The organism is Mycolicibacterium brisbanense, from assembly GCF_001570425.1.
Classification (GTDB): domain Bacteria; phylum Actinomycetota; class Actinomycetes; order Mycobacteriales; family Mycobacteriaceae; genus Mycobacterium; species Mycobacterium brisbanense.
On the sequence record NZ_BCSX01000046.1, the window covers coordinates 88,570 to 101,557 of the forward strand.

The 12,988-nt window shown below is 66.9% G+C and carries 11 protein-coding genes and 2 tRNA genes; 4 read left to right on the top strand and 9 right to left on the bottom strand.

Going from position 1 to position 12,988, the window contains the following annotated elements; genetic code table 11:
- The first annotated feature begins 21 nt into the window (after positions 1-21).
- Together RMCB_RS26920 and mutT1 are read left to right on the top strand one after the other, a co-directional pair.
- The gene (locus tag RMCB_RS26920; RefSeq protein ID WP_062831200.1) at positions 22-2,232 is read left to right on the top strand and encodes an RNA degradosome polyphosphate kinase; all 2,211 of its coding nucleotides are present in this window, start codon (positions 22-24) and stop codon (positions 2,230-2,232) included.
- A 55-nt stretch (positions 2,233-2,287) separates the two neighbouring features.
- Positions 2,288-3,217, top strand: coding sequence for an 8-oxo-(d)GTP phosphatase MutT1 (gene mutT1 / locus RMCB_RS26925; protein ID WP_062831201.1), 930 nt, complete (start codon positions 2,288-2,290; stop codon positions 3,215-3,217).
- A 63-nt stretch (positions 3,218-3,280) separates the two neighbouring features.
- Here mutT1 and RMCB_RS26930 read toward each other — a convergent pair whose 3' ends face one another.
- The 3 genes from RMCB_RS26930 to leuC all read right to left on the bottom strand — a co-directional run bounded on the left by RMCB_RS26930 (position 3,281) and on the right by leuC (position 6,146).
- Positions 3,281-3,895, bottom strand: a complete 615-nt coding sequence (locus RMCB_RS26930) for an HU family DNA-binding protein (RefSeq protein ID WP_062831202.1) — start codon at positions 3,893-3,895, stop codon at positions 3,281-3,283.
- Positions 3,896-4,098: 203 nt separating this feature from the next.
- Positions 4,099-4,692 carry a 3-isopropylmalate dehydratase small subunit gene (leuD, locus tag RMCB_RS26935; protein WP_029366035.1) on the bottom strand — a complete coding sequence of 198 codons (594 nt, stop codon included), beginning with the start codon at positions 4,690-4,692 and terminating at the stop codon, positions 4,099-4,101.
- 11 nt (positions 4,693-4,703) lie between these two features.
- Positions 4,704-6,146 carry a 3-isopropylmalate dehydratase large subunit gene (gene leuC / locus RMCB_RS26940; protein WP_109784439.1) on the bottom strand — a complete coding sequence of 481 codons (1,443 nt, stop codon included), beginning with the start codon at positions 6,144-6,146 and terminating at the stop codon, positions 4,704-4,706.
- Positions 6,147-6,257: 111 nt separating this feature from the next.
- Between leuC and RMCB_RS26945 the strand changes: the two genes are divergently transcribed.
- Complete coding sequence (locus tag RMCB_RS26945; protein WP_029366037.1) at positions 6,258-6,959, top strand: IclR family transcriptional regulator; 702 nt, start codon at positions 6,258-6,260, stop codon at positions 6,957-6,959.
- A gap of 155 nt (positions 6,960-7,114) precedes the next feature.
- Here the strand turns inward: RMCB_RS26945 and RMCB_RS26950 are convergent.
- From RMCB_RS26950 to RMCB_RS26970, 5 genes are all read right to left on the bottom strand, one after another.
- A tRNA-Glu gene (locus RMCB_RS26950) sits at positions 7,115-7,187 on the bottom strand.
- Between the two features lie 58 nt (positions 7,188-7,245).
- Positions 7,246-7,320: transfer RNA gene (locus RMCB_RS26955), tRNA-Gln, on the bottom strand.
- 115 nt (positions 7,321-7,435) lie between these two features.
- The gene (gene gltX, locus RMCB_RS26960) at positions 7,436-8,887 is read right to left on the bottom strand and encodes a glutamate--tRNA ligase (protein ID WP_062831204.1); all 1,452 of its coding nucleotides are present in this window, start codon (positions 8,885-8,887) and stop codon (positions 7,436-7,438) included.
- A gap of 37 nt (positions 8,888-8,924) precedes the next feature.
- The gene (locus tag RMCB_RS26965) at positions 8,925-9,701 is read right to left on the bottom strand and encodes a fumarylacetoacetate hydrolase family protein (protein WP_062831205.1); all 777 of its coding nucleotides are present in this window, start codon (positions 9,699-9,701) and stop codon (positions 8,925-8,927) included.
- Positions 9,702-9,738: 37 nt separating this feature from the next.
- Positions 9,739-10,914 carry an alpha/beta hydrolase family protein gene (locus tag RMCB_RS26970; RefSeq protein WP_062831258.1) on the bottom strand — a complete coding sequence of 392 codons (1,176 nt, stop codon included), beginning with the start codon at positions 10,912-10,914 and terminating at the stop codon, positions 9,739-9,741.
- Positions 10,915-11,015: 101 nt separating this feature from the next.
- On the opposite strand from RMCB_RS26970, the gene RMCB_RS26975 reads away from it, so the two are divergent.
- Complete coding sequence (locus tag RMCB_RS26975; protein ID WP_062831206.1) at positions 11,016-12,212, top strand: MFS transporter; 1,197 nt, start codon at positions 11,016-11,018, stop codon at positions 12,210-12,212.
- 19 nt (positions 12,213-12,231) lie between these two features.
- Here RMCB_RS26975 and RMCB_RS26980 read toward each other — a convergent pair whose 3' ends face one another.
- Positions 12,232-12,987 carry a lytic transglycosylase domain-containing protein gene (locus RMCB_RS26980; protein WP_029366041.1) on the bottom strand — a complete coding sequence of 252 codons (756 nt, stop codon included), beginning with the start codon at positions 12,985-12,987 and terminating at the stop codon, positions 12,232-12,234.
- Position 12,988 lies beyond the last annotated feature (1 nt).

Below are 12,988 nucleotides of genomic sequence, written 5' to 3' on the forward strand. Positions count from 1 at the left end.
CGGACGGCTGGCAGATAAGGAATGATCGGACAGGTGAGCGAAGCCACCGAAGCCGAGCCGACCCTGCGGGCCGACGACACCGATCGCGGCGACACCTCGAACGGGGCCGAACCTTCAGGCGGTGCCAATGCGACACCCGAGGCGCCACCGGCGGCCACGTCCCCCGCGGTCGACAACGCGCTGCCCGAGGATCGCTATCTCAACCGCGAGCTGAGTTGGCTCGACTTCAACGCTCGCGTGCTGGCGCTGGCGGCCGACCAATCGCTGCCGCTGTTGGAACGCTTGAAGTTCCTCGCGATCTTCGCGTCCAATCTCGACGAGTTCTACATGGTCCGGGTCGCCGGTCTGAAACGCCGTGACGAGATGGGGTTGTCGGTACGGTCCGCCGACGGGTTGTCCCCGCGCGAGCAGCTGCGCCGGATCAACGAACGCACCCAGCAGATCGCCAGCCGGCACGCCGCGGTCTTCCTCAACTCGGTACGGCCGCAGCTCGCCGAAGAGGGCGTCATCATCGTCACATGGGCCGATCTCAGCGCGGCCGAACGCGACAAGCTCTCCACCTACTTCCACGAGCAGGTGTTCCCGGTGCTGACACCGCTCGCGGTGGACCCCGCGCATCCGTTCCCGTTCGTCAGTGGCTTGAGCCTCAATCTGGCGATCACCGTCCGCCATCCCGACGACGGTGGCCAGCACTTCGCCCGAATCAAGGTGCCCGACAACGTCGACCGCTTCGTGCAACTGCCGCCTCCGGCCGACGGGCCGCAGGTCCTGCGGTTCCTGCCGATGGAAGCGCTCATCGCCGCGTTCCTTCCGGTGTTGTTCCCCGGCCTGGAAGTCGTGGAGCACCATGCCTTCCGGATCACCCGCAACGCGGACTTCGAGGTCGAGGAAGATCGCGACGAGGATCTGCTGCAGGCGCTCGAACGCGAATTGGCCCGCCGCCGCTTCGGCAAGCCGGTCCGTCTCGAGGTCGCCGACGACATGACCGACAACATGCTTGAGCTGTTGTTGCGTGAGCTCGACGTCGATCCCGGCGACGTGATCCAGGTGCCGGGACTGCTCGACATGTCGACCATGTGGCAGATATACGGCGTCGATCGTCCCGATCTCAAGGACCCGCCGTTCGTGCCCGCGACACCACCGGCTTTCGGCGAGCGGGAGACGCCCAAGAGCATCTTCTCGACGCTGCGCGACGGCGATGTCCTGGTGCATCATCCGTACGACTCGTTCTCAACGACCGTGCAGCGCTTCATCGAACAGGCCGCCGCGGATCCGAATGTGCTGGCCATCAAGCAGACGCTGTATCGCACGTCGGGTGACTCGCCGATCGTCAACGCGCTCATCGACGCGGCCGAGGCAGGAAAACAGGTCGTCGCGCTGGTGGAGATCAAGGCCCGGTTCGACGAGCAGGCCAACATCAAGTGGGCGCGCGCACTGGAACAGGCGGGCGTGCACGTGGTCTACGGCCTGATCGGGCTCAAGACGCACTGCAAGACCTGCCTTGTGGTGCGCCGCGAAGGCTCGGTCATTCGCCGTTACTGCCATATCGGGACAGGCAACTACAACCCGAAAACCGCTCGCCTGTATGAGGATGTGGGCCTGTTGACGGCCGACCCCGATATCGGCGCCGATCTGACGGATCTGTTCAATTCCCTGACCGGCTATTCCCGCAAGGATTCCTACCGCAACCTGCTGGTGGCGCCGCGCGGTGTACGCAAGGGCATCATCGAGCGGATCGACCGGGAGATCGCGGCACACCTGGACGGTGCGCCTTCCGGAATTCGCATGAAGGCCAACGCATTGGTGGACGAGCAGGTGATCGACGCGTTGTACCGGGCGTCCCAGGCAGGCGTCCCCGTCGAGATCGTGGTGCGCGGCATCTGCGCGCTGCGGCCCGGCGGTGCCGGCTATTCCGAGAACATCACCGTGCGGTCGATCCTCGGCCGCTTCCTGGAACACTCGCGGATTATTCACTTCCGCGCCATCGACGAGTTCTGGATCGGCAGCGCCGACATGATGCATCGTAATCTCGACCGGCGTGTCGAGGTGATGGCTCAGGTGAAGGACCCGCGACTCACCGCACAACTGAACGACGTTTTCGAATCGGCCATGGACCCCGCCACCCGGTGCTGGGAACTGCAGCACGACGGCCATTGGACGGCGCTGCCGCAGGAAGGCCAGACGGTACGCGACCACCAGGTGTCGCTGATGGAACGTCACCGGCAGCGCTGATCGGGTCGGGTACGGGCCAGCAAGCGGCACCGGAGAATGACCTGCAGGAGTTGAGGTGTCGAACAACAACACGACCACCGACAAGAAGGTCGTGCCCGCGGCCGGTGCGGTGCTCTGGCGGCGCAGCAGCGATCTGACCACCGACAGCGCCGTCGAGATCGCTGTGATCCACCGGCCCCGCTACGACGATTGGTCGCTGCCCAAAGGCAAGGTCGACCCCGGCGAAACCGAACCCGTGACCGCGGTGCGCGAGGTCTACGAGGAGACGGGCCACACCGCGCTGCTCGGCCGCAGGCTCGGTTCGGTCTCATACCCGATCCCCCCGGGTACCAAACGGGTCTGGTACTGGGCCGCGAAGGTGACCGGTGGAGAGTTCACCCCCAACGCCGAAGCGGACAAGTTGATCTGGCTTCCCATCGATGCGGCGATGGAGCAGCTGCAGTACCCCTACGACCGTAAAGTGTTGGGGCGCTTCGCAAAACATCCGCCTGACACCAAAACGGTACTGATCGTGCGGCACGCCACGGCGGGCAGCCGGTCCCGCTACAAGGGCGACGACCGGGCTCGTCCGTTGGACAAACACGGCCGGGCACAGGCCGAGTCGTTGGTCGGCCAGCTGCTGTCGTTCGGCGCCAGCACGCTCTACGCGGCCGATCGTGTCCGCTGCCATCAGACCATCGAACCGCTCGCTCAGGAGCTCCAGGTGGACATCCACAACGAGCCCGTTCTGACCGAAGAGGCCTACGCGAGCGACCACAAGTCGACCCGTAACCGGGTCGTCGAGATCGCCACGCGTGCGGGCACCCCGGTGATCTGCACGCAGGGCAAGGTGATTCCCGATCTCATCGCCTGGTGGTGCGAACGCGACAACGTCCGCCCGGAGACCACAGGCAACCGCAAGGGCAGCACCTGGGTGATGTCCCTCGTCGACGGCCGACTGGTGGCCGCCGACCACATGTGCAGTCCCCTGCCGACGAAGAAGTAACAGACCCGCACAGAAAGGCACGCCGTGACCGCATGGCGGGTCACGGCGTGCCTGACAGGGAATCTACTTGCGGCCCTTCCTGGCCGGAGCCTTGGTCGCGGCCTTCTTGGCCGGAGCCTTGGTCGCGGCCTTCTTGGCCGGAGCCTTGGCGGCGGCCTTCTTGGCCGGAGCCTTGGTCGCGGCCTTCTTGGCCGGAGCCTTGGTCGCGGCCTTCTTGGCCGGAGCCTTGGTCGCGGCCTTCTTGGCCGGAGCCTTGGTCGCGGCCTTCTTGGCGGGGGCCTTGGCCGGAGCCTTCTTGGCGACTGCGGCCTTCTTGGCGGGGGCCTTCTTGGCTGCGGTGCGCTTGGCCGGGCCTGCGGTCACGCCACGCTTGACCGCGGGGCCGTCTGCCGGGAGACGCTGTGCGCCAGAGACAACCGCCTTGAACTGCGCTCCGGGACGGAACGCCGGCACCGAGGTGGGCTTGACCTTCACGGTTTCGCCCGTGCGCGGGTTGCGCGCCACACGGGCCGCGCGGCGGCGCTGCTCGAAAACGCCGAAGCCGGTGATCGTGACGCTCTCGCCCTTGTGCACCGCGCGCACGATGGTGTCGACAACGTTCTCCACCGCGGCGGTAGCCTGCCGACGATCGGTGCCCAGTTTGGTTGTGAGTACGTCGATGAGCTCCGCTTTGTTCATCCAAAACCTCCGAAACCAGTGGTCCACTTTGAACCGACTAGTGGACACGGTAAACCCTGTGACCACTGATTTCCAAGAGCCACGCGCAATTTCGGGGGTAGCTAGCGAACATTCCGGCAATCCGCTTGCCCCCCTTGGACTCCTGTCGGGTGGGTGCAGAACCGGTTTGGTGGGCGGCGAATTCGGGTCGCCGAGGCCCGGGATCAGCCCTGCAGGGTGCGCGGCTTCCAGGGCGGTCGGCCCTGCTCATAGGCCTCGATCTCGGGGAGTTTCCGCAGCGTAAGGCCTATATCGTCGAGTCCCTCGAGCAGTCGCCAGGCGGTGTAGTCGTCAATCCTGAACGGCACCACGACCGTTCCCGCGGAGATATTTCGATCTTGAAGATTCACAGTGATTTCCAAGCCCGGGTGCTGCTCGATGAGCTTCCAGAGCAGTTCGACGTCATCCTGAGAAACTTCCGCCGCCAATAGCCCGGCTTTGCCCGCATTGCCCCGGAAAATGTCTGCGAAGCGGGACGAGATAACCACCCGGAAGCCGTAGTCCATCAGCGCCCAGACGGCATGCTCGCGCGACGAGCCGGTGCCGAAATCGGGCCCGGCCACCAATACCGAGCCTTTGTCGAATGGTGCGAGATTCAAAATGAATGACGGATCGGAACGCCAGGCGGCGAACAACCCGTCCTCGAAACCCGTTCGGGTTACCCGCTTCAGGTAGACCGCCGGAATGATCTGATCGGTGTCGACATTGGACCGCCGCAGCGGAACGCCGATGCCGGTGTGGGTCTGAAAGGCTTCCATCGTCTTCTCCTCTAGCGGGTGGTGGCAGCGGGCAGGTCGGCGGGCGAGGCCAACGTGCCACGGACGGCAGTGGCGGCGGCGACGGCAGGCGACACCAGATGCGTCCGACCGCCCTTGCCTTGGCGGCCCTCGAAATTGCGGTTGGACGTCGAGGCGCAGCGCTGCCCCGGCGAGAGCTGGTCGGGGTTCATGCCCAGACACATCGAGCAGCCGGCCTGGCGCCACTCGGCTCCGGCGGCGATGAATACCTGGTCCAGCCCTTCTGATTCGGCCTGGGCGCGCACGCGCATCGAGCCGGGCACCACCAGCATCCGGACGCCCTCGGCGACCTTGCGATCTCGCAGAACATCGGCCACCACCCGCAGATCCTCGATGCGGCCGTTGGTGCACGAGCCGACGAACACGGTGTCCACGGCGATATCCCGCATCGCCGTACCCGGGCGAAGATCCATATAGGCCAAAGCCTTTTCCGCGGCCTGGCGCTCGCCGTCGTCGCCGATCAGCTCGGGATCCGGCACTGCCGCCGACAGCGGCACGCCCTGGCCGGGGTTGGTGCCCCAGGTCACGAACGGGCTCAACGACGCGGCGTCCAGGTAGATCTCGGTGTCGAACTCGGCGCCCTCGTCGGTGCGCAGTCGACTCCAGGCCGCCACCGCGGCGTCCCAGTCCGCACCCTTCGGGGCGTGCGGGCGACCCTTGAGGAACTCGAATGTCGTCTCGTCGGGCGCGACCATCCCGGCCCGCGCCCCCGCCTCGATGCTCATGTTGCAGATCGTCATCCGGCCTTCCATCGACAGGGATTCGATGGCGCTGCCCCGGTATTCGATGACGTGACCCTGGCCGCCGCCGGTGCCGATCTTGGCGATCACCGCCAGGATGATGTCCTTGGCGCTCACGCCGGGCGGCAGCACGCCGTCCACGTTGACCGCCATGGTCTTGAACGGCTTGAGCGGCAACGTCTGCGTCGCCAGCACGTGTTCCACCTCAGAGGTGCCGATGCCCATCGCGATCGCACCGAACGCACCGTGGGTGGAGGTGTGGCTGTCGCCGCACACCACCGTCATCCCGGGCTGGGTGAGACCCAGCTGGGGCCCGATGATGTGCACGATGCCCTGCTCGGCATCGCCCATCGGGTGCAGCCGGATGCCGAATTCCTCACAGTTGCGCCGCAATGTCTCAACCTGGGTGCGCGAGACCGGGTCGGCGATCGGCTTGTCGATGTCGATGGTCGGGACGTTGTGATCTTCGGTGGCGATGGTCAGATCCGGCCGTCGCACCGGCCGCCCGGCCATCCGCAGCCCGTCGAAAGCCTGCGGACTGGTGACCTCGTGCACGAGGTGCAGGTCGATGTAGATCAGGTCGGGCTCTCCCTCCTGGGAGGCCACAACATGGTCGGCCCACACCTTTTCGGCCATGGTGCGCGGCTGTGCAGACGTCGGTGTCGATTGGTCCATCGCTACTACTCGATTCGGTTCAGGGCACTGCTGGGCTGCAGTCAACGGGCTGGGAGCTACAGTCGCGATCTCACGTAGCTATCTCAGTATGCGAGACGTTAGTATCTCTCTGTGAGAAATGATAGCGGCATCGGCGTGCTCGACAAAGCGGTGGGTGTGCTGCACACGGTGGCCGAGTCCCCGTGTGGGCTGGCCGAACTGTGCGAGCGGACCGGGCTCCCCCGCGCGACCGCGCACCGACTGGCGGCCGGGCTGGAAACCCACCGAATGTTGGCGCGCGACGGCGACGGTCGCTGGCGCCTGGGCCCCGCCCTGACCGAATTGGCCTCCCACGTCAACGATCCGCTCCTCGCGGCCGGCGCGGCGGTACTGCCCCGGCTCCGCGAAATCACCGGCGAGAGCGTCCAGCTGTACCGCAGAGAGGGCCTGTCCCGCGTGTGCGTGGTGGCCCTGGAGCCCCCGGCGGGCCTGCGCGACACGGTGCCGGTCGGCACGCAGCTTCCGATGACGGCCGGATCGGGCGCCAAGGTGCTGCTGGCGTACGCCGACGCCGCGACCCAGCAGGCGGTACTGCCGACGGCCAAATTCACCGACCGCACGCTGGCCGAGGTTCGCAAACGCGGCTGGGCCCAGAGCGCGGCCGAACGGGAGGCGGGCGTGGCGAGCGTCTCAGCCCCGGTCCGTGACGGGCGGGGCAATGTGATCGCAGCGGTGTCGGTATCGGGACCGATCGACCGCATGGGACGGCGCCCCGGAGCGCGCTGGGCGGCCGACCTTCTCGCCGCCGCAGAAGCCCTGACCCGCCGACTGTGAGACACCTCTCATCGCGCACAGTCGGTGTGTCGAGCCGTAGGCCGGCGACGGATGCGCGCGTGTGACGTTCGCCACGCAGCGCCGCACGCGGCGTGATCGAACCCGGACAAACAAAAAGGCACCCGGTCCGTGTGGACCGGGTGCCTTTTCGTCTGTACCCCCGATGGGATTCGAACCCACGCTACCGCCGTGAGAGGGCGGCGTCCTAGGCCGCTAGACGACGGGGGCTAGAACTTCCGGTTGCTCAGCTTAGCTCAGGTGATCATCCTGACCTAATCGCTCCGGATGGCTGGGGTACCAGGACTCGAACCTAGAATGGCTGAACCAGAATCAGCTGTGTTGCCAATTACACCATACCCCATTGGCTGCCCATCACCGCAGGTCACGGGCATTTGGCCGAGATCACGCGGCGGGGGTGTTCCCCGCTTGTGCTTTCCGGGCCGACGAGCAGACTACCAAAGATTTCGACCTACTTTTCACACCCGGTCCCGAGCAGCGCGCAGCCGCGCCAAACTGCGGCTCCGCCCGAGCAGTTCCATCGACTCGAACAGCGGCGGGCTGACCGACGCACCCGTGACGGCGACGCGGATCGGGCCGAAGGCCTTCCGCGGTTTGAGCTCAAGACCGTCGATCAGCGCGCCCTTGAGCGCAGCCTCGATCGACGCCGTAGTCCACTCCTCGGCCTTCTCCAGGGCACCCAGCGCGGCATCGAGCACGGGCGCGGCCTCGGCCTTGAGTTCCTTGGCCGCGGACTTCTCGTCGAGTTCGTAGTCGGCGTCGTTGAAGAACTTCAGCAGCCCCCACGCGTCCCCGAGCACCACGATGCGGGTTTGGACCAATGCGGCGGCTTCGGCGAACGACGCGTCGTCCAGACCCGTGTCGTGCCCATGTGCCACGAAGTACTCGCGCAGTCGCGCAGTGAACTCCTCAGGGGCCAGCAACCGGATGTGTTCGGCGTTGATGGCATCGGCCTTCTTCTGGTCGAATCGGGCCGGGTTGGAGTTGACGTTGGCGACGTCGAACGCGGCCACCATCTCCTGCAGGCTGAAAACGTCGTGGTCGTCGGCGATACCCCAACCCAGCAAGGCCAGGTAGTTCAGCAGCCCCTCGGGAATGAACCCGCGGTCGCGGTGCAGGAACAGGTTCGACTGCGGGTCGCGCTTGGACAGCTTCTTGTTCCCCTCGCCGAGCACGCTTGGCAGGTGCGCGAATTCGGGAACCCGCTCGGCGACGCCGATGCGCATCAGGGCGCGGTAGAGCGCGATCTGCCGCGGTGTCGAGGGCATGATGTCCTCGCCGCGCAGCACGTGCGTGATCTTCATCAGCGCGTCGTCGACGGGATTGACCAAGGTGTACAACGGATCCCCGCTGGCACGCGTGATCGCGAAGTCAGGAACCGAACCGGCCGGGAACGTCGTCGGACCGCGCACCAGATCGTTCCACGACAGGTCCTCGTCGGGCATCCGCAGTCGCAGTACCGGTTTGCGGCCTTCCGCGGCGAAGGCGGCGCGCTGCTCGTCGGTGAGGTCGCGGTCGTAGTTGTCGTAGCCCAGCTTGGGGTTTCGGCCCGCGGCGATGTGCCGGGCCTCGACCTCCTCGGGCGTCGAGTACGCCTCGTACACCTCGCCGGCCGCCAACAGTCGTGCGATCACGTCGCGGTAGATCTCGCTGCGTTGCGACTGCCGGTAGGGCTCGTGCGGACCGCCGACCTCGGGCCCCTCGTCCCAGTCCAGCCCGAGCCACCGCAACGCGTCGAGGATCGCGTCGTAGCTTTCCTGACTGTCCCGCGCGGCATCGGTGTCCTCGATGCGGAACACGAACGTGCCGCCGGTGTGTCGCGCGTACGCCCAGTTGAACAACGCGGTACGGACCAGCCCCACGTGCGGGGTCCCGGTGGGTGACGGACAGAACCGAACCCTGACGGTCATTATTTCGCTCCTCGCGTCCGCGGCATCTGCTTTACCGCTACTTCTTCTTGCGCACAACAGGATTGGCGAGGGTGCCGATGCCCTCGACCGTGATGCTCACGGTGTCACCGTCCTCGATGGGGCCGACGCCCTCGGGGGTGCCGGTGAGGATGAGATCGCCCGGCAGCAGCGTCATGACGGCCGAGGCCCACTCGACGATGGCGCCGATGTCATGGATCATCAGCGAGGTGCGGCTGCGCTGCCGGACTTCGCCGTTCACCTCGGTACGAATCTCAAGATCCGCTGGGTCGATCGAGGTGTCGATCCACGGACCCACCGGGCAGAACGTGTCGTGGCCCTTGGCTCGCATCCACTGCCCGTCCTTCGCCTGCTGATCGCGCGCCGACACGTCGTTGGCGATCGTGTAGCCCAGGATGTTTTCCGCGGCGCGAGAGGCGGGCACGTCTTTGCACGGCCGGCCGATGACGGCGGCGAGTTCGCCCTCGTGATGCACCGGGAAGGCGTCGGCCGGCAGCTGGATCGGCACACCGGGGCCGATGATGGCGGTGTTGGGTTTGAGGAAGATCACCGGATCCTCCGGTGCTACCCCGCCCATCTCCTCGGCGTGCGCCGCGTAGTTCTTGCCCATGCAGATCACCTTGCTGGCCAGGATGGGCGCCAGCAGCCGAACGTCGGCCAGCGGCCAGGTCCGTCCGGTGAAATTGGGCGTACCGAACGGATGCTCGGCGATCTCTCTGCAGACGGCGTCTGCCTCGTCGCCCTCGATGCTCACGAAGGCGACCCCGGCGGGACTGGCGATTCGACCTAGACGCATGCGGCCAGCGTAGTGACGGCCCGCCGGTCGGCCGCCGTCAGCTCCCGTCGAACAACGACCGCAGGAAGCCGGTGGAATCGCGCATGGACGCCAGCACCGTGCCCGAGTGATCCTCGTCGGGATAGATCTTGAGGGTGACGTCCTGCCCGTTGGCGACCAGCTGCTCGTTGAAGTCGATCGAGAGTTTCGGCGGCACATCGCGGTCCAGCAGTCCCACCCCCAGGAAGATCGGCCGGTCGTAGCCGCTGGTCGGTGTTCCCATGTAGGCGCCGAGCGCGTCGGCGATGCCGGGCAGGGTCGCCAGCGGGGCACGGAAGAACCCGGTCGGGGTCATCCCCACCAGTGCCCGGTCCAGGTCGGCCTTGCACAGCGTCTCGGCCTTGGCCACCGCGTCCAGCCCGGCCGGGGTCAGCACACTGTTGATATCGAGGTCCGGCCGCGCGTCGCGCAGCCCCGCGAGGATGTAGGCGGTGTAACTGTTGGCCGCGGGCCCCAGATTGGGTGGCAGGGCCATGTCGGGGCCGGCCTGCTCGACGATGTTCTGGACGTTGGCCGGTGTGCCGGTCGCCACCACACCGCGGTAGTCCAGCCCGGTGCCCCGGCTGAATTCGGTGGCCCGCCGGGCGGTGTCGACAGCAGCCGCGCCGCCTTGAGACTGGCCGACGACCGCCCACTTGGGCGATAGCGGCAGATCCATGTGATGCATGGCGATCACCGAGTCGACGACGCTGTGCGCGGTGGCCACGCTGTTGAGGTAGCTCATCAGGCCCGGCGTCCCCAACCCCGCGTAGTCCGAGCCCACCACGGCATAACCCTCGTCGAGCCAATGGGTCAGGTACTCGTCGTCGCGTTGGCTGCGCGGATGCGCCGAAGGCGTGCAGTCGTCACCGAGACCGACGGTGCCGTGTGCCCACGCGACCGTCGGCCAGCCTCCCGGCGGCGCCTCACCGTGCGGCAGAAACACCGCAGCGGTGCTGACCGCCGGCGAATCATGCTGATTCACCGTCGAATACAGAATCCGGTAGGCACGCGCGGCCCCGGACACCGACAGGGCCGGATTGAGCGGCACCGTCGAAATCAGCGTTCCTGGTGCCGGGATCGGCCCCGCGTGGTCACGGGCGTCCAGCCCCGACCAGTCCGGCGCGTCGGCCGCCATCGCCACTGGAGCCGTTCCGGGGAACAGGGCACAGATCAGGGCCGCCGCGCCGGCCATCAACCGCAGTTTCACCGTGCCAGGCTATGGCTTTCGCGCGGCCGTTCTATATATTGGGATACCAGTTCGATATTTTGGGAGCGTGGTGCGACCATGGCGAGGTGGCACGCACAACGATCGGAACCGCGCGCCGCTGGTCCATGTTGGCGATCGCCCTGTCTGCGACGACGTGCGCCAACGTGTTCATCAACGGTGCCGCGTTCCTCATACCCACCCTGCACACCGAACGACACCTCGATCTGGCCCAGGCCGGCCTGCTGTCGGCGATGCCCAGTTTCGGCATGGTGACCACGCTGATCGCCTGGGGCTACGTGGTGGACCGGGCCGGAGAGCGACTGGTGCTGGCCTTGGGGTCGGCTCTGACCGCGGCAGCCGCATTCGGCGCCGCGTCGGTGAATTCGCTTGTGGCCACCGGGATTCTGTTGTTTTTCGGCGGGATGGCCGCCGCGAGCAGCAACTCGGCCAGCGGCCGTCTGGTGGTCGGATGGTTTCCGCCCGAACGGCGCGGCCTGGTGATGGGCATCCGACAGACCGCGACTCCGCTGGGAGTCGGGTTGGGCGCGTTGGTGATTCCCCGGCTGGCCGAGGCATACGGTGCCGGGCCGGCCCTGCTGTTCCCCGCGATCGTCTGCGCGGTCGCCGCAGTGGTCAGCGCGGTCGGTGTCATCGATCCGCCGCGCCCACCGCGGGCCGAAGCCCCGGCCGAGCATTTGGCCAACCCCTATCGCGGTTCGGCAGTGCTGTGGCGCATCCATGCGACGTCAGTGCTACTGGTGGTGCCGCAGGCCCTGCTGTGGACTTTCGCGCTGACCTGGTTGATCGCCGACCGCGGCTGGTCGCCCGCCTCGGCCGGAGCCATCGTCACCCTGGCCCAGCTGCTGGGTGCCGGCGGTCGCATCGCGGCGGGTCGCTGGTCGGACGTCGTTGGCGACAGGCTGCGTCCCATCCGCACGATCGCGGTGGCGGCGTCGGTCACCATGGCCCTGCTGGCGCTGACCGACTGGCTGGGCTCACCGATCAGCGTCACCCTCATGGTGATCGCCTCGGTGATCACGGTGTCCGACAACGGTTTGGCCTTCACCGGTATCGCCGAGATCGCCGGGCCGTTCTGGAGCGGGCGCGCGCTGGGCGCCCAGAACACCAGTCAACTCCTGGCTTCCGGACTCACGTCGCCGATCTTCGGCGGCCTGATCGGCCTGGCCGGCTACCCGGCGGCTTTCGCGGTGTGCGCGGTATTGCCCGCGCTGGCCGTGCCGTTGGTTCCGGTACAAGCCGAACCGCTGCGCCAAACCGCCTAGGACTGACCGGATTCGGTGCTCAGAGCGAGTGCCCTGCCGCGTAGGCCGTGGCCCAGTCCCGCACCGTACGCAGGTACAGACCTGAATTGTTGTACGCCAGTAGCGCATCCATCCAGCCGATCGGTGTGGACAGATCGTGTCCGCGATAACACAGGTAGCCTGCGGCGGCCAGGGCGGCGTCGTCGATGTTGTCGACGTTGACCACCCCGTCGTTGTGTGCGTCGACGCCGTAGAGCCGCCAGGTCTCCGGGATGAACTGCATGGGACCCATCGCCTGGGCGTATTCGGGACCGCCCGCGTCGGAGTCGACGATGCGCAGATTGCCGTTGGTGCCGTCGAGCTTCACGCCGCGGATCGGCGGGACCACGTCGCCGTTGGGCGCGATGCGGGCGCCGCGGTAGGTGCCGTTGCGGCTTTCGACAGTGCCGATCCCGGCCAGCGTGGTCCAGCCGATGTGACATCCCGGGTTGACGATCTCGGCCACCTTGGCCGCATACGCGTACGCCTCCAACGCGGTGACGGGTAACTCGAGCGCGGCAGCTCGCGGTTTGGCCCACGCGGCGAGCTGGTCGGCGGGCCTGCCCCTGGCCGAAATGTCGATATCGGGCACGTGATCGCCGGGCGGCGGTGGAATCCCCTCAGGTATCGGTGAACCGAAATGACCGGTGCAACTCGAGGCCATCAGGATGGCCGTGGCGGCGACGACTGCCGCAGGCTGCAGCCAGCGCCTACGCAGGTTGTGCGGTGCGCGGGGATTCCGACGCCTCAGCACCATG

Coding starts and splice junctions, on each gene's coding strand:
- RMCB_RS26920 (WP_062831200.1), top strand. CDS start 22: ATGATCGGACAGGTGAGCGAAGCCACCGAAGCCGAGCCGACCCTGCGG.
- RMCB_RS26930 (WP_062831202.1), bottom strand. CDS start 3,895: ATGAACAAAGCGGAGCTCATCGACGTACTCACAACCAAACTGGGCACC.
- leuD (WP_029366035.1), bottom strand. CDS start 4,692: ATGGAAGCCTTTCAGACCCACACCGGCATCGGCGTTCCGCTGCGGCGG.
- leuC (WP_109784439.1), bottom strand. CDS start 6,146: ATGGACCAATCGACACCGACGTCTGCACAGCCGCGCACCATGGCCGAA.
- gltX (WP_062831204.1), bottom strand. CDS start 8,887: ATGACCGTCAGGGTTCGGTTCTGTCCGTCACCCACCGGGACCCCGCAC.
- RMCB_RS26965 (WP_062831205.1), bottom strand. CDS start 9,701: ATGCGTCTAGGTCGAATCGCCAGTCCCGCCGGGGTCGCCTTCGTGAGC.
- RMCB_RS26970 (WP_062831258.1), bottom strand. CDS start 10,914: ATGGCCGGCGCGGCGGCCCTGATCTGTGCCCTGTTCCCCGGAACGGCT.
- RMCB_RS26980 (WP_029366041.1), bottom strand. CDS start 12,987: ATGGTGCTGAGGCGTCGGAATCCCCGCGCACCGCACAACCTGCGTAGG.